This window comes from Streptomyces sp. CLV115, from assembly GCF_038448545.1.
GTDB classification, from domain to species: Bacteria; Actinomycetota; Actinomycetes; order Streptomycetales; family Streptomycetaceae; genus Streptomyces; species Streptomyces sanglieri.
Genome location: NZ_JBCEWQ010000041.1, coordinates 18054 through 40541 on the forward strand (window position 1 = coordinate 18054; position 22488 = coordinate 40541).

Annotated in this window: 22 protein-coding genes and 1 tRNA gene; 7 read left to right on the forward strand and 16 right to left on the reverse strand. The window is 70.4% G+C overall.

Annotated elements, in window-relative coordinates; translation table 11 throughout:
• Positions 1–7 precede the first annotated feature (7 nt).
• The 9 genes from AADR41_RS16690 to galU form a co-directional block, all read right to left on the reverse strand.
• Positions 8–421, reverse strand: a complete 414-nt coding sequence (locus tag AADR41_RS16690; protein ID WP_342282188.1) for an adenylyl-sulfate kinase — start codon at positions 419–421, stop codon at positions 8–10.
• Positions 418–729, reverse strand: a complete 312-nt coding sequence (locus tag AADR41_RS16695) for a hypothetical protein (RefSeq protein ID WP_342282189.1) — start codon at positions 727–729, stop codon at positions 418–420. Before AADR41_RS16695 ends, AADR41_RS16690 begins: the two co-directional genes overlap by 4 nt.
• Positions 730–1004: 275 nt before the next feature.
• A tRNA-Ala gene (locus AADR41_RS16700) sits at positions 1005–1078 on the reverse strand.
• Between the two features lie 97 nt (positions 1079–1175).
• Positions 1176–2294, reverse strand: coding sequence for a divisome protein SepX/GlpR (gene sepX / locus AADR41_RS16705; protein ID WP_342282190.1), 1119 nt, complete (start codon positions 2292–2294; stop codon positions 1176–1178).
• Between the two features lie 158 nt (positions 2295–2452).
• Positions 2453–3064, reverse strand: a complete 612-nt coding sequence (locus tag AADR41_RS16710) for a GNAT family N-acetyltransferase (RefSeq protein WP_342282191.1) — start codon at positions 3062–3064, stop codon at positions 2453–2455.
• 17 nt (positions 3065–3081) lie between these two features.
• Positions 3082–3582, reverse strand: coding sequence for a MogA/MoaB family molybdenum cofactor biosynthesis protein (locus AADR41_RS16715; RefSeq protein ID WP_342282219.1), 501 nt, complete (start codon positions 3580–3582; stop codon positions 3082–3084).
• 62 nt (positions 3583–3644) lie between these two features.
• The gene (gene moaC, locus AADR41_RS16720; RefSeq protein ID WP_342282192.1) at positions 3645–4163 is read right to left on the reverse strand and encodes a cyclic pyranopterin monophosphate synthase MoaC; all 519 of its coding nucleotides are present in this window, start codon (positions 4161–4163) and stop codon (positions 3645–3647) included.
• Positions 4164–4322: 159 nt separating this feature from the next.
• The gene (gene glp / locus AADR41_RS16725; RefSeq protein ID WP_342282193.1) at positions 4323–5633 is read right to left on the reverse strand and encodes a molybdotransferase-like divisome protein Glp; all 1311 of its coding nucleotides are present in this window, start codon (positions 5631–5633) and stop codon (positions 4323–4325) included.
• A gap of 4 nt (positions 5634–5637) precedes the next feature.
• The gene (gene galU / locus AADR41_RS16730; RefSeq protein WP_124722841.1) at positions 5638–6540 is read right to left on the reverse strand and encodes a UTP--glucose-1-phosphate uridylyltransferase GalU; all 903 of its coding nucleotides are present in this window, start codon (positions 6538–6540) and stop codon (positions 5638–5640) included.
• 105 nt (positions 6541–6645) lie between these two features.
• On the opposite strand from galU, the gene AADR41_RS16735 reads away from it, so the two are divergent.
• A complete protein-coding gene (locus AADR41_RS16735; protein ID WP_342282194.1) occupies positions 6646–7227 on the forward strand; it encodes a 5-formyltetrahydrofolate cyclo-ligase in 582 nt (193 codons plus the stop codon).
• Between the two features lie 63 nt (positions 7228–7290).
• On the opposite strand, the gene AADR41_RS16740 is transcribed toward AADR41_RS16735, so the two are convergent.
• Positions 7291–10050 (reverse strand): penicillin acylase family protein, encoded by a 2760-nt coding sequence (locus tag AADR41_RS16740; protein ID WP_342282195.1) that lies wholly within the window; start codon positions 10048–10050, stop codon positions 7291–7293.
• Between the two features lie 351 nt (positions 10051–10401).
• Here AADR41_RS16740 and AADR41_RS16745 point away from each other — a divergent pair, with 351 nt between their 5' ends.
• The 6 genes from AADR41_RS16745 to AADR41_RS16770 all read left to right on the forward strand — a co-directional run bounded on the left by AADR41_RS16745 (position 10402) and on the right by AADR41_RS16770 (position 16889).
• Complete coding sequence (locus tag AADR41_RS16745; protein WP_342282196.1) at positions 10402–11973, forward strand: potassium/proton antiporter; 1572 nt, start codon at positions 10402–10404, stop codon at positions 11971–11973.
• 507 nt (positions 11974–12480) lie between these two features.
• Entirely contained in the window at positions 12481–13764 is a 1284-nt protein-coding gene (locus AADR41_RS16750; protein WP_342282197.1) for an MFS transporter, read from the forward strand.
• Positions 13765–13830: 66 nt separating this feature from the next.
• The gene (locus AADR41_RS16755) at positions 13831–14187 is read left to right on the forward strand and encodes an FmdB family zinc ribbon protein (RefSeq protein WP_342282198.1); all 357 of its coding nucleotides are present in this window, start codon (positions 13831–13833) and stop codon (positions 14185–14187) included.
• A 333-nt stretch (positions 14188–14520) separates the two neighbouring features.
• Positions 14521–15354, forward strand: a complete 834-nt coding sequence (locus AADR41_RS16760) for an S-methyl-5'-thioadenosine phosphorylase (RefSeq protein WP_342282199.1) — start codon at positions 14521–14523, stop codon at positions 15352–15354.
• A gap of 299 nt (positions 15355–15653) precedes the next feature.
• Complete coding sequence (locus AADR41_RS16765) at positions 15654–16259, forward strand: RcpC/CpaB family pilus assembly protein (RefSeq protein ID WP_342282200.1); 606 nt, start codon at positions 15654–15656, stop codon at positions 16257–16259.
• Between the two features lie 123 nt (positions 16260–16382).
• Complete coding sequence (locus tag AADR41_RS16770; RefSeq protein ID WP_342282201.1) at positions 16383–16889, forward strand: large conductance mechanosensitive channel protein MscL; 507 nt, start codon at positions 16383–16385, stop codon at positions 16887–16889.
• A 58-nt stretch (positions 16890–16947) separates the two neighbouring features.
• Here AADR41_RS16770 and AADR41_RS16775 read toward each other — a convergent pair whose 3' ends face one another.
• Genes AADR41_RS16775 through AADR41_RS16800 form a run of 6 tightly spaced genes read right to left on the reverse strand, consistent with a single transcriptional unit; the run spans position 16948 to position 22456 of the window.
• Positions 16948–17157, reverse strand: a complete 210-nt coding sequence (locus tag AADR41_RS16775; protein ID WP_342282202.1) for a hypothetical protein — start codon at positions 17155–17157, stop codon at positions 16948–16950.
• A 21-nt stretch (positions 17158–17178) separates the two neighbouring features.
• Positions 17179–17556, reverse strand: a complete 378-nt coding sequence (locus tag AADR41_RS16780) for a hypothetical protein (RefSeq protein ID WP_342282203.1) — start codon at positions 17554–17556, stop codon at positions 17179–17181.
• Positions 17553–18302, reverse strand: coding sequence for a QcrA and Rieske domain-containing protein (locus tag AADR41_RS16785; protein WP_342282204.1), 750 nt, complete (start codon positions 18300–18302; stop codon positions 17553–17555). The genes AADR41_RS16780 and AADR41_RS16785 overlap by 4 nt, the downstream gene beginning before the upstream one ends.
• The gene (locus AADR41_RS16790; protein ID WP_259928467.1) at positions 18299–18901 is read right to left on the reverse strand and encodes a 4Fe-4S dicluster domain-containing protein; all 603 of its coding nucleotides are present in this window, start codon (positions 18899–18901) and stop codon (positions 18299–18301) included. The genes AADR41_RS16785 and AADR41_RS16790 overlap by 4 nt, the downstream gene beginning before the upstream one ends.
• Positions 18902–18908: 7 nt before the next feature.
• A complete protein-coding gene (locus tag AADR41_RS16795) occupies positions 18909–21248 on the reverse strand; it encodes a molybdopterin oxidoreductase family protein (RefSeq protein WP_342282205.1) in 2340 nt (779 codons plus the stop codon).
• Positions 21245–22456, reverse strand: a complete 1212-nt coding sequence (locus AADR41_RS16800) for an MFS transporter (RefSeq protein ID WP_342282206.1) — start codon at positions 22454–22456, stop codon at positions 21245–21247. Before AADR41_RS16800 ends, AADR41_RS16795 begins: the two co-directional genes overlap by 4 nt.
• Positions 22457–22488 lie beyond the last annotated feature (32 nt).

Genomic DNA, 22488 nt, shown 5'->3' on the forward strand with positions numbered 1-22488 from the left:
GGGCTGGTCATCGGTTCACCACGGCCCGACGGCGCACTTCCCGGATGACGCGGTCGGCGGTCTCCTCGGGAGTGAGCGCAGCGGTGTCGAACCACCAGCCGGCGTCGGAGAAGTTGTTCGCCAGCGTGCACAGATTGCGGTTGCACAGCTCCACTTGGCGCGCCGCCTCATCGGCCGGCTTGCCGAGGGCCCCGACACGACCGCTGACGATCAGTCTGCTGACGAAGTCGCCGTCGAGCCGGGCGGAGCGTGTCAGGCGCTCGGCAACGAGCCTGGTCACCGTCGACTTCCCGGCCCCCGGCATCCCCGTCACAATCAGGCAGTCCGATGCCTCAGAAGCGATCACGCCTGCGATCGTGTCAGCGCGCCCGGCAGTCGGCAATCGTGTTTCAAGGCGCGGCTCGTCGGGCTGTCCGCTCAACTGCCGATCCACGAAAACCTCGGCCGGTTTGCCTTGAGAGCGAGTGCGAACCAGGCCACGGCCGGCTCGACGCCTCCGAGCAGGACGTATCCACGGACACCCCTCCCGGTGGCCGTCCGCAAGGTGACCACCCGGTCGGCGAGGAGCTCGGCGAGTACGCGGGTGATGTGCCGGACGGCTGCGGCGCCGGGATCGGCGAGGTCGCTGTGGGGCCGGGCATCCGGGTCGCTGGAAAGATCTCTCGGCGGGGTGCGGCGTCCCATGCCTCCGACCACGTGGATGCACTCCTTCTCGCGAAGATCGCCCACAGCCCCTTCACCGGCTGCTTGACCAACCGCTTTTGCTGGTCCGTCACGCCGGACCCGGAGGCCTCCCACCAGCTCCGTGCCTGCCGCCCCCGGCCGCCGCACGACCAGTGGGCGCCGATGGGCCGACCTGGTACGGCCCCGGCGACCGCCTCGGTCCCCGTTACCCGCGCTCAGACCCGGAGGCGGCTGTTCGTGGTGGGACGTCTCGCAGTCAACCCCGGAAACGACGAAGATCCCGCCCGATCTTTCGATCGGACGGGATCTCGTGTGTGCGGTGGACCTGTGGGGATTTGAACCCCAGACCCCCTCGATGCGAACGAGGTGCGCTACCAGACTGCGCCACAGGCCCTTGCAACGAGTGAAACTCTAGCACCCCCGACGGGGTGCTCGGAAATCCGGTCCGTGCTGGTCAGCCGTGGCGGCGGTACAGCGGGTCCGGAACCGGCTCACTCGTTGGCCGCCCGGGGGCGGTCCCCCTCCTCGTACTGGTCGAAGAGCGGGGTCCGGCCCCGGTCGCGGGTCCGGCGGGAATGGTTGGTGCGCTGGCGCGGCGCCGGGTCGACCGGGGGTGCCGCGGGGTGCGAGGTGCCCGTCTGGGTGGGCTCGGCGGCGCTGGAGCGGGCCGCGCTCCAGGTCTCCGGGTTGCCGACCTCGACGCCGCCGGTGGCGCGCGGGGCGACCGGGGCCGTGACGTAGGTCGGCAGCGGGACCGGGACCGGCTCCCAGCTGTCGCCCTGGGTCCGGCCGCGTTCGCGCTGCTGGTCGACCCATTCCGCGTGGTCCGTCTGCTCGACCAGGGCGCGGCGGCCGGCTTCCTGCGGGGAGACCGCGGGCGTGGGCTCCGGTTCGGGGCTGCGCGCTTCGGGCTCCTCGTCGGGCTCGGCGGGGGCCGCCGTGTCCGGCTGGTGCCTGCGGGGGCGGTTCTCGCGCAGGTGCTGCGCCGCCACCTCGGCCCGACGGCGGTCCATGGTGAAGGCGAACCGGCGCCGCTCCTGGGCCCGCAGATGCACGATGTACGTGCTCAGCAGCACCGCCGGAACCGCGGGCGCCCAGAGGAAGTGCAGGCCGCCGACGGCCGCGACGACCGCGCCGAGGGTGAAGGCCAGGAAGAGGATCACGGTGGTGCGCCGCCGGCGCGCGAGGACCTGGAGGCGCTTGGCGCGCCGAGCACGCTCGGCGTCCGTCGCGCCGGGGCGCGGACGGGCCCGCCGGGCGGGGGCCGGTGCCGGTTCGGGGCGCTCCTCGGCGGCGCGCGCCGGATCGTGCACCCGGGCTTCGGTCTGTGCGTCGGGCGCGGCGAAGGCCCGGACGTCCACGGGGACCATTCGGTCCGTGGCGACGTCCGGGTCGGCGTCGGGCTCCGCCTCCTCGGCGGTGCGCTCCCGCAGCTCCTTGGCGTACCGGCGCTCCATCGCCGCCCGTCCGGACAGCAGCCGGATGGCGGTGCTGAAGCGTTCCGTCGGACGGGCTTCGTTGAGCTCGTCCTGCCTGCGGAGCCACATCGGCACCAGGTAGGCGGCCCAGGCCCCGACGATGACTGCGTAGATGAGGCCGCTGCTGCTCACGTCTCACACCGTAGAGGGGTTTGCACGGGGGCATCCGCCAATTGGCCCGGTGTGTCGCACGATCCGGCTGATATCACGGACTTTTTTTGCGATTGTTCGGGTCAACCGTGGCTGTTTGTGCGTCCTTCATCGGTCAACCGCCGATCAATATCGAACACTTATTTTATTTCCCGTGGCGTTCCAGGTCGCGACCGGTGCCAGCGCCGCAACATCCCGTCGGGCACTTCCTCCGCGGTGAGCGCGTAGATGAGGTGATCGCGCCAGGCGCCGTCGATGTGGAGATAGCGCGGGCGCAGGCCCTCCTCGCGGAATCCCAGTTTCTCCACGACTCTTCTGCTGGGCCCGTTCTCCGGCCGAATGCACACCTCGATCCGGTGCAGTCCGACGGTGCGGAAGCAGTGGTCGACGGCGAGGGCGACCGCGGTCGGCATCACGCCCCGGCCGGCCACGTCCTGGTCGACCCAGTAGCCGACATGGCCCGAGCACATCGAGCCCCAGGTGATCCCGGCGACCGTCAGCTGACCGACCAGCCGGCCCTCGTACTCGATGGCGAACGGCAGCATCCGGCCCGCGTTGGCCTCGGCGCGCAGGTGGCGGATCATCTGACGGTACGTGGGACGCTGGGCCACCGGACCGCCCGGGGCGGGCGGCGGCACCGTCGCCTCCCAGGGGCGCAGCCAGTCGCGGTTGCGCCGGTTGACCTCGCGCCACATGCGCTGGTCGCGCAGTTTGATCGGGCGGAGCACGATCGCGCCGTCGCTGAGGACCACCGGCCAGGTCGAGACGTTCAGCTCGGGCTCCCCGGTCGGGGGTGATCGCCGCCGCGCAACTGGTCGACGGCGTGCACCAAAAGACGGGTGAGGACGGCGAGTCCGTCGCGCACCCCGCCGGTGGAGCCCGGCAGGTTCACGATGAGGGTGCCGCCCGCGACGCCCGCCAGGCCCCTGGAGAGCGCGGCGGTGGGGACCTTCTCGCGGCCCTCGGCACGGATCGCCTCGGGGATGCCGGGGATCTCGTGGTCCAGGACGCGCCGGGTGGCCTCGGGGGTGCGGTCGGTGGGCGAGATGCCCGTGCCCCCGGTCGTGACGATGACGTCGTATCCCGCGGCCACTCCCGCCCGCAGGGCCTGTTCGACCGGGTCGCCGTCGGGCACGACCTGCGGTCCGTCGACGGCGAAGCCGAGCCGGGTGAGCTCCTCGGAGATCAGGGGGCCGCCCTTGTCGGCGTAGACGCCGGCCGAGGCGCGGTTGGAGGCGGTGACGACGAGGGCGGCGTAGGGGGTGGTCAACGCGCCGCCGAGCGGGGCGCCGGACGGCCGGGCGTCGTCCGGCTGCCCCGTCCCTGGCGCGCTCACGTGCCCGCTCCGTCCGCCTCGGTGCGCAGGAGGTCCTCGGCGCGCCGGTAGTCGCCGGATTTGCCGCCGGACTTCGACTCGACCCGTACGTCCGTGATGACCGCCGACTTGTCGACCGCCTTGATCATGTCGATCACGGTGAGCGCGGCGACCGAGACGGCGGTCAGGGCCTCCATCTCGACGCCGGTGCGGTCCGTGGTCTTCACGGTGGCCGTGATCTCCACCGCGTCGTCGGCGACACCCAGGTCGACCGTGACGCCGGAGACGGCCAGCGGGTGGCAGAGCGGGATCAGATCGGGGGTGCGCTTGGCGCCCATGATCCCGGCGATCCTGGCGGTCGCGAGGGCGTCGCCCTTGGGGACGCCCTCGCCGCGCAGCAGCTCGACGACGCGCGGCGAGACGAGGACCCGGCCGCTCGCGTGGGCCACCCGCGCGGTGACGTCCTTCTCCGAGACGTCGACCATGCGGGCCGCGCCCGCCTCGTCGATGTGCGTCAGCCTGTTCTGCGTACTCAACTAACTCCGCCTCGCGGTAGGGCGCCGGTTGCCCGCCAGGGCCTGTCCGCCGGATCGGGGTCGGACAGGCACTGGGCCCGCACCGGGGTGCGGGCCGGGGGCCCGGGGATGTCCCCGGGAAGGCACAGCGCCAGACACCGTACCGCCACCGCCCCCGGATCAGCGGAGCAGGATCACCTCGGTGTCCGTGCCGGGCTCGGCGGAGGTGACGTCCTCGGGCAGCACGATGAGCGCGTCCGACTGGGCGAGGGCGGCGATCAGATGTGATCCGGAACCGCCGACGGGGGTGACCGTGCCGGCCTCCGCGTCGTACGTACCGCGCAGGAACTGGCGCCTGCCGGACGGCGAGGAAAGCGCCTTGTCGGCTTCGAGCACGGCCCGGACGGTGGGGCGGTTCACTTCCTTGAGGCCCATCAGGGCGCGGATCGCGGGCCGTACGAACAGCTCGAAGGAGATGTACGACGAGACGGGGTTGCCCGGCAGCGCCAGCAGCGGGGTGTGGTCGGGGCCGATCGAGCCGAAGCCCTGCGGCTTGCCCGGCTGCATGGCGAGCTTGCGGAAGTCGATGCCGCTGCCCGGCTCGTCCTCGTCGCCCACCGAGGACAGCGCCTCCTTGACGACGTCGTACGCGCCGACGCTGACGCCTCCGGTGGTGACCACGATGTCGGCCCGGATCAGCTGGTCCTCGATGGTGGCGCGGAGCGTGTCGGCGTCGTCGGTGACGGCGCCGACCCGGTAGGCGATCGCTCCGGCGTCCTTGGCCGCGGCCGTGAGCGCGAAGCTGTTCGAGTCGTAGATCCGGCCGCCGGTCAGCTCCTCGCCGGGCTGGACCAGCTCGCTGCCGGTGGAGATGACGACGACGCGCGGCCGGGGCCGCACCTTCACCGTCGAGCGGCCGATCGCGGCGAGCAGGCCGATCTGCGGCGGACCGATCACCGACCCCGCGCGCAGCGCCAGATCACCCGGCTTCACGTCGCTGCCGCGGGCCCTGACATGGGCGCGGGCCTCGACCGGGCGGTGCACCCGGACCTCGCCGCCCGCCCCTTCCGGGTCCTCCCGCAGGGAGCGCATGGTGTCGGCGGGGCCGCCGCCCGTACCGCCGTCGGTCCACTCGACCGGGACCACGGCCTCCGCACCGGCCGGCAGCGGTGCACCGGTCATGATCCGGGCGGCCTCGCCGGGGCCGAGGCTCCGGTCGCCGGCCAGTCCGTCGCTGCCCGCCGCGACGTCACCGATGACGGTGAGCACCGCGGGGAACTCCTCGTCGGCGCCCTCGACATCGGCGACCCGGACCGCGTACCCGTCCATCGAGCTGTTGTCGAAGGGCGGCAGGGCGATCTCCACCACGACGTCCTCGACCAGGACGCAGCCCTGGGCGTCGTGCAGTTGCAGCTCGATGGGTTCGAGCGGTCGCACCGCGCCGAGAATGTCGTCCAGGTGCTCGTCCACCGACCAGATCGTGCTGCTCAAGGTGCTACATCTCCTCAGTGACGTAACTGCGGAGCCAGGTCTTGAAGTCCGGGCCCAGGTCTTCACGTTCGCACGCGAGTCTGACAATGGCACGGAGGTAATCGCTACGGTCACCGGTGTCATAGCGGCGGCCCTTGAAGACGACGCCGTGCACCGGGCCGCCCGCCTTCTCGTCCTCGGCGAGGAGCTGGAGGGCGTCGGTGAGCTGGATCTCGCCGCCGCGGCCGGGCTCGGTCCTGCGCAGTATCCCGAAGACGGCGGGGTCCAGTACGTATCGGCCGATGATGGCGAGGTTGCTGGGCGCCTCGGCCGCGTCGGGCTTCTCGACGAGGCCGGTGATGCGCACCACGTCGCCCTCGGCGGTGGGCTCGACGGCGGCGCAGCCGTACTGGTGGATCTGCTCCGGCGCGACCTCCATCAGCGCGATCACGCTGCCGCCCTCGCGCTCCTGGATCTCGACCATGCGGGCCAGCAGCGGGTCGCGCGGGTCGATCAGGTCGTCGCCGAGAAGCACCGCGAACGGCTGGTCCCCCACGTGCGGTGCGGCGCACAGCACGGCGTGGCCGAGGCCGCGCGGGTCGCCCTGGCGGACGTAGTGCATGGTGGCCAGGTCGCTCGACTCCTGGACCTTCTTGAGGCGTTCGGCGTCTCCCTTGCGGGTGAGCGCGGACTCCAGCTCGTAATTGCGGTCGAAGTGGTCTTCCAGCGGGCGCTTGTTGCGGCCGGTGATCATCAGTACGTCGGAGAGTCCGGCGGTCACCGCTTCCTCGACGACGTACTGGATCGCGGGCTTGTCGACCACAGGCAGCATCTCCTTGGGAGTGGCTTTGGTGGCCGGCAGGAAGCGGGTACCGAGTCCCGCGGCCGGAATGACAGCCTTGCTGATCCTGGGGTGCGACTGAGTCATGCGCAGAACCATAACTGGTGCGTATGTGAGGAAGATGAGGCTCCGGTTAACTTTGTACGCCTATACGCACATGTGAGAGATCTGGGGTGCCCAGTGAGCACAGAGATGTCCCGAAAAGCGCTGCTCCGACGTGAACTGCTGGCCGCGCGACGCCTTCTGACCAGGGAAGACGTGGAGAACGCCGATGCGGTTCTGTCCCGGAACGCATTGTCTCTTCCGGAGTTGTCCGGGGCCCGTACCGTCGCCGCGTACGTCTCGGTGGGCACCGAGCCCGGCACCCGCACGCTGCTGGACGCGCTGCGCGCCCGCGGGGTGCGGGTGCTGCTGCCGGTGCTCCTCGCGGACAACGATCTGGACTGGGCGCCGTACGAAGGGCCCGGCCGTCTCGTCCGGGCCGGCCGCGGGCTGCTGGAGCCGGACGGGGAGCCACTGGGCCGCGAAGCCGTGCTGGAGGCCGACGCGGTCCTGCTGCCGGGGCTCGCGGTGGACGCCCGGGGCATGCGGCTCGGCCGCGGCGGCGGCAGCTACGACCGGGTGCTGGCGCGGCTCGCTGCGGCGGGCGCGCGTCCGGCGCTGATCGTCCTGCTGTACGACGACGAGGTGGTCGCGCAGGTCCCGGAGGAACCGCACGACCACCCCGTCGATGTGGTGGTGACACCGGCGGCGAGCCGCCGGACGAGCCGCTAGGGTCCTTCGTTCGGATTACGCGAGCCCGGCGTGATCCGGACGAGAGGCCCCAGGGCTCTCGCCCTATGGCTTGAGGGTCAGGGTGTCGGTGGTCGACTTGCCGACGGCGTTGGTGCCGAAGGACCAGTCGAGCAGTTCACCGTTGACCCACTTGTCGGTCTGGTCGGTGTAGTGCGCGCTGAACGCGTGCCCGGAGGCGCCGGTGAGGTTGATCCAGCGGGACTTGTCCCAGTCCCCCACGTTGACCACCATCCGCATCGAGGGAACCCAGACGACCTCGTAGCCGCCCGCCGCGTTCCAGCCGGTGGCGTTCACCGCGGCCTCGCCGCCGCCCAGGTTCCACGGGCCGCGGTTGAGCGCCCGCTGGAGCAGGCCGGGGCCCTCGGTGCCGAGGGTCTGGTTCTTCAGGGTCAGCTGGTGCAGCCGGCCCCAGCTCCAGGTGCTGATGTCCTTGCCGAGCTTGGCGGTCAGCTCCCAGCGGGCGTCCTCCATGGCACGGGCGAAGAGCTGGTCGCGGTTGTCCGTCGCCTCGTCCCGGCCGCTCTTCGGCGCCTTCCACCAGTCGCTGTTCCGGTCGTCCATCAGCTCGGCGACCACCTGGTACCAGCGGTCGCCGCCGTCGGGCTGGGCGGAGTCCGCGGCACGCTGGCCGCACTCGCGCACCAGCCTGTGCTGCTCGTCCACCGGACCCGAACCGCCGGCCCTGGGCACGTTGAGGCACTCGCCCTCGACCCGCAGCTCCTTGGGCAGCTTGTTGCCGAAGGCCAGCTTGAGGATGTTGCGCCAGACCGCGTTGAAGTACGCGGCCGCGGCCGAGTCGGACTCCTGGGTGTAGTCCCAGCCCTCCAGGAGCTTCTGCGCCTCGCGGACGCTCTTGTCCGAGATGTTGATCTTCATCAGCTCGGGCACCAGCAGCGCGGCGATCTCGCTGGTGTTGTCCATCTGCATCTTCTGCATGTCTTCGGTCGAGATCTTCCCGCCGCCCTTGATCTTCGACTGGACGAGGTCGTCGATCCGCTGGCTGCGGCTGCCGTAGCCCCAGTCCTTGGTCAGCAGGTGCGGGTACTTCTTCTCGTCGACGACGGCCTGGTTGGCGGTGACGATGTAGCCGCGCTTCGGGTCGTACTCGTAGGGCAGCTCGTCGAAGGGGATCGGGTCCTTCTCCCAGCCGTACTTCGAGGACCAGCCGGGGCTGGGCATCGTGCCGTCGCCCTTGAGGCGGACCGGGATCTTCCCGGGTGCCTGGTAGCCGATGTGTCCCTCGGTGTCGGCGTAGATCAGGTTCTGCGAGGGAACCTCGAAGTGCTCGGCCGCCGCCCGGAAGGTCTTGAAGTCCTTGGCCCGGTTCAGCTCGAAGACGGCGTCCATGGACTTGCCCGGCTCCAGCGCGGTCCACTTCAGGGCGACCGCGTAGCCGTCGGCCCGGTCCGGGGCCGCGTTGGTGACGGGGGCCTTCTGGCCGACCTTCTCCATCTCGCTGCTGCGGTCGGAGACCAGCGGGCCGTTGTTGGTCTCGCGGATGGTGATCGTCCGGTCCTTGCCGCCCGCCACCTTGATGACCTCGTCGCGGACCGTGAAGGGCTTGACCTTGCCGTCGTACAGGTAGCCGTCGCCGGAGACCTTCTCCAGGAAGAGGTCGGTGACGTCGGCGCCGAGGTTGGTGAAGCCCCAGGCGATGTCCTGGTTGTGGCCGATTATCACGCCGGGCATGCCGGAGAAGGTGTAGCCCGCGGTGTCGTACTGGCACTTCGCGCTGATCTCGCGGCAGTGCAGGCCCATCTGGTACCAGAGCGAGGGCAGCTGCGGCGCCAGGTGCGGGTCGTTGGCGAGCAGCGGCTTGCCGGTCGTCGTGTAGTCGCCGGAGACCACCCAGGAGTTGGACCCGATGCCGTTGCCGTTCGGGCCGAGCAGCGCCGGGATCTGGTCGAGGGTGTCGGAGAGCGAGGAGAGCTGGGTGTTCAGGCCCTCGGTGGCGCCCTGCGCGGTGTCCGAGCCGATGTTGTCGGACGGGGTCGCGTCCGGGTCGAACTTCCCGGTGACCGGGGAGACCGCACCCTGGTCGACGATCGGGCGGTGCTTCTCGTACGGGTACGGCGGGTAGAGGTCCTCGATCTGCTTCGCGTCGAGCCTGCTGGCCATCAGCGAACGGTCGATCTCGTCCTGCATGTTGCCGCGCAGGTCCCAGGCCATGGCCTTGAGCCAGGCGACCGAGTCGACCGGGGTCCACTCGGTCGGCTTGTAGTCGTTGGTGAAGCCGAGGGCCGCGTACTCGACGGAGATGTCCTTGCCGTCACGCCCCTTGAGGTAGGCGTTCACGCCGTCCGCGTACGCCTGGAGGTTCTTCTTGGTCTCCTCGGACAGGACGTTGTCGTACTCCTCCTGCGCGACCTTGCGCCAGCCCAGCGTGCGCAGGAAGGAATCCGTCTCGACCTGTCCCGAGCCGAACATCTCGGAGAGCCGGCCGGCCGTCATGTGACGGCGGACGTCCATCTCCCAGAAGCGGTCCTGCGCCTGGACGAAGCCCTGGGCGCGGAAGAGGTCGGCGTCCGTGTCGGCGTACAGCTGCGGGATTCCGTAACTGTCACGCTTGACGTCCACGTTCCCGTCGAGGCCGTCGAGCTTCGTCGACCCCGTCGTCTGCGGGTACGAGGCCCGCACGGTGGATACGGACCAGAACGCCCCGTATCCGATACCCGCGACGAGCGCCAGCACCAGCACGATCACGATCAGGCGGGCACGTCGCCCCTTCTTCCTGCCGGTCTTCGCACCGGCGGAACCGGTGGTGCCGGTGGAACCGGAAGAGGCGGTTGTGTTGGCGGGCATCGCTGTCCTTCGAGGGGCAGGTGGTCCTGGGAGTGCAGGAGCAACCATAGGCGCAGCGCCGGGACGGCTCTGACGCGGTATCGGGATGATTCGAATTGCGTAGCGATCGTACGAATGCTCGAAGGCATCAAGAAAACGTTAAAGATTAGGTAAGGTAACGAAGTACCGGCCGCCAACGGCCGATGCCGAGGGGTGATCCGGTCGAACCGGTCGGGCCGCCCGATCAGATCGAACCGTCCGATCAGATCGACACGTTCGACTCGGCAGGCGTACGCAGGGAAGGAACGGCCACTGTCTGTCCACACGCTCAACGAACTCCTGCTCGTCTGCTCACTCGTACTGCTCGTCGCGGTGGCGGCGGTGCGTGTCTCCTCGCGCAGCGGGCTCCCCAGCCTGCTCCTGTACCTGGGCATCGGGATCGCCATAGGGCAGGACGGCTTCTTCGACGTCAAGTTCAACAACGCGGAACTGACCCAGGTCATCGGCTATGCCGCACTGGTCGTGATCCTCGCCGAGGGCGGCCTCGGCACGAAGTGGAAAGAGATCAAACCGGCACTGCCGGCCGCGGTGATGCTCTCGCTGGTCGGCGTCGCGATCAGCGTGGGTGTCACGGCGGCCGGGGCGCACTACCTGGTCGGTCTGGACTGGCGGCAGTCGCTGATCATCGGCGCGGTCGTCTCGTCGACGGACGCCGCCGCGGTCTTCTCCGTGCTGCGCAAGGTGCCGCTGCCGGCCCGGGTGACCGGTGTACTGGAGGCCGAGTCCGGCTTCAACGACGCCCCTGTGGTGATCCTGGTGGTCGCCTTCTCCACCAGGGGGCCGGTGGACAGCTGGTACGTACTGGTCGGCGAGATAGCCCTGGAGCTCGCGATCGGCGCCGCCATGGGCATCGCCGTCGGCTGGCTCGGCTCGTACGGGCTGCGTCATGTGGCGCTGCCCGCGTCCGGTCTCTACCCGATCGCAGTGATGGCCATCGCGGTGTCCGCGTACGCGGCGGGCGCCCTGGTCCACGGCAGTGGCTTCCTCGCCGTGTACCTGGCCGCGATGATCCTCGGCAACGCCAAACTGCCGCACTGGCCCGCCACCCGCGGCTTCGCGGACGGACTCGGCTGGATCGCGCAGATCGGCATGTTCGTACTGCTCGGTCTCCTGGTCACACCGCACGACCTGCTCGACGACTTCTGGCCCGCGGTCATCGTGGGGCTGGTGCTGACCGTGGTGGCGCGTCCGCTGGAGGTCTTCATCTCGCTGGCGCCGTTCCGGCTGCCCTGGCAGGAGAAGGCACTCATGTCCTGGGCTGGGCTGCGCGGCGCGGTGCCCATCATCCTGGCGACCATCCCGATGGTCTCCGGGGTCGAGGGCTCCACCCGGGTCTTCAACATCGTCTTCGTGCTGGTCATCGTCTACACCCTCATCCAGGGACCGACCCTGCCCTGGCTGGCCAAGGCCCTGAAGATCGCCGACGATCCGGGCGAGACCGCCGACCTGGGCATCGAGTCGGCGCCGCTGGAGCGGCTGCGCGGCCATCTGCTGTCGGTCGCGATCCCGGGCCGGTCGAAGATGCACGGCGTGGAGGTGGGAGAGCTGCGGCTGCCCGCCGGGGCCGCCGTCACCCTCGTCGTACGCGACGGAAAGAGCTTCGTCCCCGCGCCCTCCACCGTGCTGCGGCGCGGCGACGAACTGCTGGTGGTCACCACCGATCCGGTGCGCGACGCGGCGGAGGAACGGCTGCACGCGGTCGGCCAGGGCGGCAAGCTCGCGGGCTGGCTGGGGGCCGGCGGCGGAGGCAGTGGCGGTTCCGCGGACGTGGGTCGTACGGGGCCGCACGCGGCACACGATGCGGCGCACGACATGTCACATGCGATGAAGGCCGTGAAACGGCTGGGGAAGACGAGCGGAGGCGGCCCGAAGTCCCACCACTGAGAGCACGTACCGCGGGTGCTTCCATGACTGTTCGGCTGCCGTCCGCCACCGTACGAGCGCCTCCCGTGACCGTACGAGTGCTTCCCGTGACCGTACGAGTACTCCTCGCGACTGTGTCCGAGTGCTTCTCGCGACTGTGTCCGAGTGCTTCTCGCGATTGTCCGAGATCCGAGGTACGTGCTTGCGATCCGAGGCGTCGATGGAGGCCTTGCGCACATTCACAGGTGCACAAGGCCCCCTGCCTGTATCGTGAAGGGATCGATCGACCCCCGTCGTGGGGCCGGTCGACCCGATCGACCAACCCGAACGACCAACTCTGCCTGACGCAGAGCTGGCGCGACCGTATGGCGGTCGTGGCGTCCTCCGCCTCCGCTGAGCGCCCGGCATCTACCGCAGTTCCGCGCGAAGAGGACAGCTCTCGGCAGCAACCGCACGAACGAGCCCGCACCCATCCGTGCCGGCCGTCCGGCGGGAGCTCGGCCACCAGGCGGCAGAAAGGCATGGACCGTGGCGTCCACGGTCACCGACCGCCCCGGATACGGGCAGTTGCTGCGCACCCCGGGTGCGTGGACATTTCTTCTTCCGGGCTTCGCCGCACGGCAGCCCTTCGCGATGCTGACCATCGGCATCGTGCTCCTGGTCCAGCACACCACCGGCTCGTACGGCAGCGCGGGCGCCGTCGCCGCCGTGACCGGTGTCTCCATGGCCCTGTTCGCGCCGCAGACCGGCAAGCTCGCCGACCGCTTCGGTCAGCGTGCCGTCCTGCTGCCCGGGGTCCTGGTGCACGCGGCGTCCGTCTCGGTACTGACGGCGCTGGCGCTGGCGGACGCGCCCCTGTGGGCGATGTTCGTCGCCGCCGTGCCGACGGGTGCGTCCATTCCGCAGGTCGGACCGATGGTGCGGGCCCGCTGGGCGGCGGTGCTCGGTGCGGCGCCGGGCCGCGAGGCCTCGCCGCTGATGTCCACCGCGGCCGCCTTCGAATCGGTGACGGACGAGTTCACCTTCGTCATCGGCCCGGTGCTCGCCACCGCGCTGTGCACCGGCGTGCACCCGGCGGCCGGTCTGATCACGGAGGCCGCGCTGACCCTGATCGGCGGGCTGCTCTTCGCCGCACAGCACCGCACCCAGCCCGCGGTGCGCAACGCCGATTCCGGCACCTCCCAGCGGCATGCCTCGGCCCTGTCCGTGCCGGGCGTTCGGGTGCTCGCGGTGACCTTCCTCGGGATCGGCGCGGTCTTCGGCGGCATGCAGGTCTCGCTGACCGCCTTCGCCGAGGAGATCGGCCGCCCGGGAGCCAACGGCCTGCTGTACGGCGTCTTCGCGGCCGGCAACATGCTGGCCGGGATCGCCTGCGGTGCCATCGCCTGGAAGAGCGGGCCGCGACGGCGGCTGATCGTCGGGTACGCGGCCCTGACCGTGACCGCGTCCGGACTGTGGGCGGTGCACTCGGTGCCGTTGCTGGCCGGGCTCGGACTTCTGGTCGGACTCTCCATCGCCCCGGCCCTGATCAGCGGCTACACGCTGGTCGAGGCGCTGGTGCCGGGGTCCGCCCGGACCGAGGCGTTCACCTGGCTGACCGGCTCGGTCGCGCTCGGCCAGGCGGCGGCCGTGACGGTCGCCGGACGGCTCGCGGACGCCCACGGTGCCGCCACCGGTTTCCTGGTGCCGCTCGTGGCGACCGTACTGGCCCTGATCACCCTGATTTCGCTGCGTTCCAGGCTCGTGCCGGCCGCCCCGGGACGGACCGTGGCACGTGGGATCGGTCACCGGAAGCCGGTCACGGTGGACTGATGCTGCGGAATACGTCAGTATGGAGCGTCGTTAGCACTCATTGAGTCAGAGTGCCAGGAGGAGCAAGTGCCGACCTATCAGTACCAGTGCACCGAATGTGGCGAGGGCCTTGAGGCGGTGCAGAAGTTCACCGATGACGCCCTCACCGTGTGCCCGAGCTGCGATGGACGCCTGAAGAAGGTGTTCTCGGCGGTCGGCATCGTCTTCAAGGGTTCCGGTTTCTACCGGAACGACAGCCGTGGCTCCTCGTCGAGCAGCACGCCGGCCTCGTCCTCGGCGAAGGCTTCCGGTTCCGCTTCGTCCGATTCCTCGTCGACGTCGTCGGCATCGACGGGATCCGACTCGAAGTCCTCCGCCTCCTCTTCTTCCTCGACGTCGTCCTCGTCGTCCGCTTCTTCGACGAGCGGCACATCGGCCGCCTGAGCCGAACCGCACTTCCACCCGGGAGCCCCGCCGATCCGTTCGGCGGGGCTCCGGGCGTTTCCGCCGCTCCGGGCACTTCCGGCGCCTCGGGCGCTTCCGGGCATGGGAGATGCGGGCGCGCGCCGGTACGAGGGCGGCGGATCCCCCGTTCTCAGGGCGCGAATCCCGATGCCAGGGCGCGGGTCCGGTCTCAGGACGGGGATCCGGTCTCAGGGCGGGGATCCCGACGCCAGGGCGCGCGTCCGGTCTCAGGGCGCGGGTCCAGTCGCAGGGCGCGGGTCCGGTATCAGGGCGGGGATCCAGGTGTATTTCGCACGCCGCTACTGTGATCGCATGGTGAACGCAGAGATCGGTGTCATCGGCGGCTCGGGCTTGTACTCCTTCCTGGAGGACGTCACGGAGGTGCGCGTGGACACCCCGTACGGACCGCCGAGCGACTCCCTCTTCCTCGGCGAGGTGGGCGGCCGCCGGGTCGCCTTCCTCCCCCGCCACGGACGCGGCCACCACCTGCCGCCGCACCGCATCAACTACCGGGCCAACATGTGGGCGCTGCGCTCCGTCGGCGTACGTCAGGTACTCGGCCCGTGCGCGGTGGGCGGTCTGCGCCCGGAGTACGGACCGGGCACCCTGCTCGTCCCCGACCAGATGGTGGACCGCACCAAGGCCCGGACGCAGACGTACTACGACGGGGTGATCCGGGCCGACGGGGCGGAGCCGAACGTCCTGCACCTGGGCTTCGCCGATCCCTACTGCCCCGAGGGGCGCAGGGCGGCCCTGGCTGCGGCCCGCGCGGAGAACTGGGATCCGGTGGACGGCGGGACGCTGGTGGTCGTCGAGGGGCCGCGCTTCTCGACCCGGGCGGAGTCGCGCTGGCATGCGGCGATGGGCTGGTCGGTGGTCGGGATGACCGGGCACCCGGAGGCCGTCCTCGCCCGTGAGCTGGGCCTGTGCTACACGACGATGACCCTGGTGACGGACCTGGACGCGGGCGCGGAGGCGGGCGACGGCGTCTCGCACGGGGACGTGCTGAAGGTGTTCGCGGCCAACGTGGACCGGCTGCGCTCGGTCCTCTTCGACGTGGTGGCCGCACTGCCGGCGGAGGCGGACCGGGACTGCCCGTGTTCGCACGCGCTGGACGGGCTGAAGCCGGGTATCGAGCTGCCTTAGCGGGGCGGGGCCGCGGGGCGGGGCGCTGTGCGGCATGAGCCGCGGGGCAGGGCGCTGTGCGGCGTGAGCCGAAGTACGGGGCGCTGCGCGGCCTGAGCGGGGAGCGGGGAGCGGGTGACGGAGTTTTCCACAACTCCGGGGCTGTCCACAGGCTTCAGCGGGAAGCTCGCGGACGGTGGATCGTGAGGGGTGTTCGTCCGGAACTCCCCACACACTCCTCACAGCAGGTGGTATCGACCATGCTCGCATCGTCCGCGACTTCCCCGCTCTCCGCGCCTTCCGCGCCTTCCGCGTCCCCCATGTCATTCCCGCCGCTGCCGTCCCCGTCGCCGGCGCCACCGCCCTGCGGGGTGCCCGCGTTCGAACCACTGCGGGTGCGCGGAGGCGGTGGGCACCGGCTGCGGCGGGCATTGTGGCGGCAGCGTCGCGCCCTCGCGGCCGGGCTGGCCCTGACGGCCGCCGCACTCGCCGCCACCGGACTGGGCGGTGGCGGTACGGGCACGGGCGGCGATGCCGCGTACGGGGCGGGAGCCGTTGGTACGGCGGGGGCGGCGCCGGAGCGGGCCCGGCGAGCGGCCCGGCTGGTGTCCGCGCCGGTCCGGATCGCGGATGCGGGGACGGTGCGCTTATTGCGGCCGGGCGACCATGTCGACGTGATCGCTGCCGGGGAGGCCCGAGGCGGGACCGGCGCCGGGGCCCGGGTACTGGCGAAGGGCGCGCGGGTGACCGAGGTGCCGCACACCACGGCGAACGGTGCCGCGGGCTTCGAGGGTTCCGCCGGCTTCCAGGGCTCCGACGGCTCCGCGCAGGACGGCGCGCTGATCGTGCTGGCTGTCCCCCGGGAAACGGCCACCGCACTGGCCGGTGCGGGCATCTCGTCCCAACTGGCGGTGATCTTGTGTTGATTCGTACTGGCAATCGACCAAGTCACCTGAACAAACACGAGAATTGGGTGGTTTCAACGCGTACTGCCGTAAGTTGCGGAGAAGTTTGCTCCGCCTACAGCGCACGCGAAGGATGGCTCACCTGTGAGCGAGAAAAAGGTCAGTCTGCTGGAAGGGTTCAAAGCCTTCCTGACGCGCGGCAATGTGATCGATCTGGCGGTCGCCGTCGTCATCGGTGCCGCGTTCACCCAGATCGTGAATTCGATCGTCAAAGGAGTCATCAACCCGCTGGTCGGTGCGTTCGGCACCAAGGACCTGGAGGCCTACAGCTCCTGCCTCAAGGGCCCCTGCGTCACGGACCCGAAGACGGGCGAGGCGACCGAGGGCATCCGGATCCTGTGGGGTTCGGTGCTCAGCGCCACCCTCGGCTTCCTGATCACGGCAGCCGTCGTGTACTTCCTCATGGTCCTGCCCATGGCCAAGTACCTGGCCAAGCGGGCGGCGATGCAGGCCGCGAAGGACGGGGTGCAGGAGACGCTGGAGGTGAGCGAACTGGAGGTGCTGAAGGAGATCCGCGACACCCTCGTCTCGCAGCGCGGCGGCCCGGCGGGCGAGACCGGCAAGACCCCGGGCCGGGGCCACGACGAGTAGCACGACACGCAGCGCAAGAACCGGCGGCAACGCCACCGGACCACCACGGGGCGGGGAATCAGATGTGGTGGGGCGGCTTCTCGTCGAGGAAGCGCGCCAGATCGGCGGCGCCGCCACCGGCCGGGGCCCGCTCGCCCCATCCCTGGTCCGTATCGTCCGCGGACTGCTGGTCCAGCGGATCGTCGAAGATCAGAGCCGGTTTCGGTTTCGGCCGGTCCGGCCGGGAGGGCTTCGAATCGCGCGGGCCGGGGGCGGGGGCGGTGCTCATACGTCAAGGGTACGGCGGCGGTCAGCGGTCCTTCGGGTCGATCAGCCACAGCCCGAGAACGACGAGGAACGACAGGCACAGGAAGCCGGCGCCCCACCAGGCCGTGCCGGTGTTGCCCTCCATCCATGCGTCGATGATGACGGTCAGCCCCCAGAGCTGGCCGATGACCACCGTCATGGCGAGGGCCAGCCGGGCCGTCAGTTTCGAGGACCGCTCGGGCTCCTGGTCGGTGCCGGCCCCCGGCCCGGGGCCGGTGTGGCGGACCCGGGGGTCGCCGTAGCCGCTTGTGGCGCGGATCTGCGGATAGCGCTCGTGGACCGGCCGGTTGAGTTCGGGACGGGCACTTCCCGGGTGGTACTCCGGGGGCTCCGGGTTCCAGGGCTGAGGGGCGTCGCTCATGTCCGCCTGCCAGAAGTGTCAGCTCCGGCCCGGACCCTCGTATCGGCCTCGGTCCGAGCCCTTGTACCGCCCTCGGTACGGGCCCCGGTCCGGGCGGTCCCCGGCTCAGCGGCCGCAGGTCCCTCCGCGCCGCCGCCCTCGACGGCGGGGCAGCCGATGCGGGAGGCGAGGTCCGGGCGGTCGGCACGGAACCGGCGGCACAGCCCTTGTTCGATGCTCTCGCCCGAGCGCGTCGTGCCGATGGCCCAGATACTGCCGTCGGCCTGTTCGATGAGCACCACCTTGGGCAGCGCACGCGGCGGCGGCCCGGCGGTGACCTCTCCGGTACGGGCGTCGAAGACGCCCTCGTGACAGGGGCAGTACAGCTCGCCCTCGGAACCCCGGTCCTTGCGCCAGAGCACGGCACAGGCGAGATGGGTGCAGATCGCGGAATAGCCGACGAGGGTGCCGTCGTCCAGCCGGACGGCGACCGCCTTGTCCTCCTCGTCCGGGTAGTGGAAGGCGACGGACTCACCGGGCAGGAGCTGGGCGGCGATCCTCCTCGGCGCGGGGGTCCTGTCGTTGTCGGGGTCGCCGTGGCGCGGCAGGATTCCCGCCGCCACACCGAGACCGCCGACGGCGAGCCCGCCGGAGACGGTCGTCACGATCCGGAGGTAGTCGCGCCGGGTGGTCAGGGAGTCGGCGGCGATCCGGTCGTGCAGGGCGTCGCGCGGATCGCCGGAGGGCGGCTGTTCGGTGACGCTCATCGGCGGACGTCCTTCCCGTTGATCTCGACGACGGGAAGGCCGCCGGGCACCGGCCACTGCATCCGGTCAGCGGGAACGACCATGGCCACGCCGGTGCGCACCTCGCTCCGGCCGAAGCTGAAGGTGTCGGCGACCTGGACGCCGGGGCGCTCCGCCTGGAGCTCCTCGACGGTCCCGTAGAACAGCGCCCCGGTCGGGCAGACGGTCGCGCACATGGGGGCGAGGCCGTAGGCGGTGCGGTCGTAGCAGAGGTTGCATTTCATCTGCAGCTTCGCCTGGAGGTCGATCTTCGGGACGCCGAAGGGGCAGGCGTTGACGCAGTTGGCGCAGCCGATGCAGCGGGTGGTGTCGGCCTGCTGCACCACACCGTCGGCGGTCACCAGGATCGCGTCGGCGGGACAGACCTCGGCGCACGGGGCGACCGGGTCCTCGCAGTGCATGCAGACAGTGGGAAGGGAGGCCACGGACCGGCCCTCGTCGGTGTAGTCGAGGTGGATCATCGACTTGCCGCGGTGCGAGTCGCATTCCCGGCAGGCGGAGACGCAGGCCTGGCAGCCGATGCAGCGCCCCGGGTCGATGAAGATCGTTCTGCCCATCATGGGACGGTCAGTTCCTCTCCGAGGTGCCACGCCCCTGGGGGGCCGTGGGCGGCAGCGGGTCGGTCCGGGAGACCTGGGTCTCCGGGTAGCTGACCCGGCCGGGGGCGACAGGCGGTGCGGGGACGTCGTCAATCTTCTCGGCGTGCTCGATGCGGCAGGCGCACACCTTGTACTCGGGGATCTTGGAGCGGGGGTCGAGGGCGTCGATGGTGAGGGCGTTGGCCGCGGTGGGGACGGGCCAGTGGTACGGGATGAAGACGGTGTCGGGGCGGATCGCCTCGGTGACCAGTGCGGGGAAGACCTCGCTGCCGCGCCGGGTGACGACGCGGACCGGTTCGCCGTCGCGGAAGCCGTGGGAGGGATGGAGCTCGGCCCAGGGGCGCGGGGTCTGTTCCACGAGGGCGCCCAGACGGCGGGTCTGGTTGCCGGAGAGGAAGTGGGCGACGGTGCGCCCGGTGGTGAGCGACATGGGGTGCTCGTCGTCGTAGGGGTCCATCGGCGGGTGCCATTCGACGACCTGCAGATGGATCTTGCCGTCGGGGTGGTAGGTCCTGCCGTCCTCGAAGAGCCGAGGGGTGCCGGGGTGGTCGGTGCTGGGGCAGGGCCAGGCGATGCCGCCGGTCTCCTCCAGCCGTTCGTAGGTGATGCCGTAGTAGTCGTTGACGGTGCCGGCGGAGGCGGTCCGCAGTTCGTCGAAGACGGCGCGGGAGTCGGCGAAGGCGAATTTGTCGCCCGCGCCGAGGCGTCTGGCGAGTTCGCACATCACCCAGGTGTCGGTCCGTACACCGGGCGGCGGGTCCTGGGCCTTGTTGTGCTTGACCACCCGGGCCTCGGCGTTGGCCATCACCCCTTCGTCCTCGGCCCAGGTGGTGACGGGAAAGACGACATGTGCGTTGGCAGCGGTCTCGGAAAGGAAGAAGTCGAATTGAGCGTGGAATTCCGTGGCGTCGTACCCCTCCTTGACCACCCTGTAGTTGGGGAGGGAGACGAAGGGGTTGTTGCAGATGCCGATCAGGCCGCGGATCTCGCGGCGCTGCATCTGCCAGACCATTTCCATCATCGAGGTGCCGGCGGGCGGGAGTTCGGACTCCTCGATGCCCCAGATCTCACAGATCTGTCTGCGGTGCTCCTCGTTCATGATCGAGCGGCCGCCGGGCAGGAGGTCGGATTTCTGCCCGTGCTCACGGCCGCCCTGCCCGTTGCCCTGGCCGGTGATGGTGCCGTAGCCGGCCCCGGGCCTGCCGATGTGGCCGGTGGCGGTGCAGAGGTTGATCACGCTGAGGCAGTTCTCGACGCCCTGCGAGTGGTGCTCGATGCCTCGGGCGTGCCAGGCCATGGCCCTGGGGGCGCGGGCGAAGGCCCGGGCGACCTGGGTGATCTGCTCGACGGGGACACCGCAGATCTCGGCGGCCCGGTACGGCGGATACTCGGCCACCTTGGCCTTCACCTCCTCCCAGCCGGTGGCGTGGGCGGCGAGGTATGCCTCGTCGGTCAGGCCCTCCTCGATCACCACGTGCAGCACGGAGTTGAAGAAGGCCGAATCGGTGCCCGGCTTGAGCGCGACGTGGATGTCGGCCGTGCGGGCGATCGCGGTCTCCCTCGGGTCGACGACGATCAGGCTCGCGCCGCGGTCCCGGGCTCCCCACACGTACTGGGTCATCACGGGGAAGCACTCGCCGACGTTGGAGCCCGCGATCAGCAGGCAGTCGGTGAGCAGGATGTCGGAGAAGGGGTTGCCGGCCCGGTCGATGCCGAAGGCGAGTTTGTTGGCACCCGCGGCGCTGACCATGCAGAGCCGGCCGTTGTAGTCGACGTGCCGGGACTTGAGGGCGACCCGGGCGAATTTACCGACCAGATAGGTCTTCTCCGAGAAGAGACTGGCTCCGCCGAGCAGCCCGAAGGCGTCGTTCCCGTGGCGCTGCTGGATGCGCCTGATCTCGTCGACGGTGAAGTCCAGCGCCTCGTCCCAGGAGACCTCGCGGAAGTCCTCGTCGCGGGAGCGGCGCATCAGCGGTGCGGTGAGCCGGTCGGGGTGGTTGACCTGCTGATACGCGTTGATCCCCTTGGGGCACAGCCGCATCCGGTTGATGTCGTGGTTGCGGGGTTCGACGCCGAAGACCTTGCCGCCGCGGTCGACGCGCAGATACATCCCGCACTGCACCCCGCAGAAGCAGCAGTGGGTGGGGACGAGTGTCTCGCCGCCCTGGTCGGCGCGCCATCGGTCGGCGGGGATCCCGCCCGCGTCACGGAAGGCGCGGGTGCCGGGCGGAGCGAGGGAGGGGTCGAGAGGAACAGCCGTACGGGAACCGGCCCTGCCGGGGTCGGCCGCACGCGGATCCGCGGTCACTTGTAGCCCTTCTTCACCTGGGAGAGATAGGCGCTGCCACGCAGCACCCGCTTGCAGCGCGGGCAGTATTCGGCCCACTCGTCGAAGCCGAGGTCGAGGTCGCGCATGGTGCCGCGGAGGTTCTCGACATAGGGCCCGGTGTCGATGGGCTCCTCGCAGCGACGGCAGGCGAAGACCTCCTGGTCCTGCCGGGCGGTGTATTTGAACAGCTGCATGCCGACCGCGGCCGGGCGCTGGACGATGTGGAAGAACTTCCCGAACGGGATGTAGATGAGGGTGAACACCACCGACACCATGTGGAGGACCGCCAGGAACTCGTATCCGCCGCCGTGCAGGAAGATCGACGAGAAGGTGAGCAGCAGACCGGTCACGGAGATGACGACGAGTGCGATCAGCGGGACCAGGTCGTAGGCGAAACGCTGGCCGGTGACGGCGCCGCGGTCCTTCATCCGGCGCCACAGGAAGTACGAGGCGCCGGGGATGACGAGCACGGCGGCGATGTCCAGGCCGTGGAACATCAGCCAGCCCAGGATGTCCAGGGAGTCGAATCCGATGATCTTGAAGCCCCAGATACGCATCTCGTAGCCGGGCCCCGAGCCGGTGCCGGAGGTGAAGGTGAACCAGCCCCAGGTCAGTGGGAAGGTGATCAGCGCGGCGAGGACGCAGCCCCAGAAGATCAGCTGGTGGGCGGCCCAGCGGGCGTGCGAGCGGGCACCGAGGAATTTCTGGAAGCCCAGGTACGTGGCGATCATCCGGGGCAGCGCGGTGGGCGCCTTGCGGAAGTTGGCCACCGAGAAGAAGCTCCGCCACCCCTGGTCGAACAGCCGTCGGGCGCCGGGGGCGGAGATCCAGACCGTGTAGCGGTAGGCGACGCCGAAGGCGAGGAAGACGGTGGCGACCGCGTACGGGAGAAGGGCGGAGTCGAAGTTTTCCAGCAGCCGGCTGCCGAGCACGATCGCGAGGATCAGGAGGACGGAGACGATGACACCGGCCGCGGTCGCCCGACCGGTGACGGAACGGGCCCCGGCGGGACCTGCGAGACCCGTGGGATCTGCGGGATTGGTGAGGCCGGTGAGGCCGGTAGGGCCGGCAGAGCCTGCGGGGCCGTGACCGGCCGGGCCTGCTGGGCCGGACGCCTCGGCGGAGCCGGTGTGTGCACCGGGGTTGGGCTGCGCGGCTGCGTCGGAGGGTTCTGGCGGCTCGGTCACCCCGTCACCGTAGGGCGGTATCCGACGGTTGG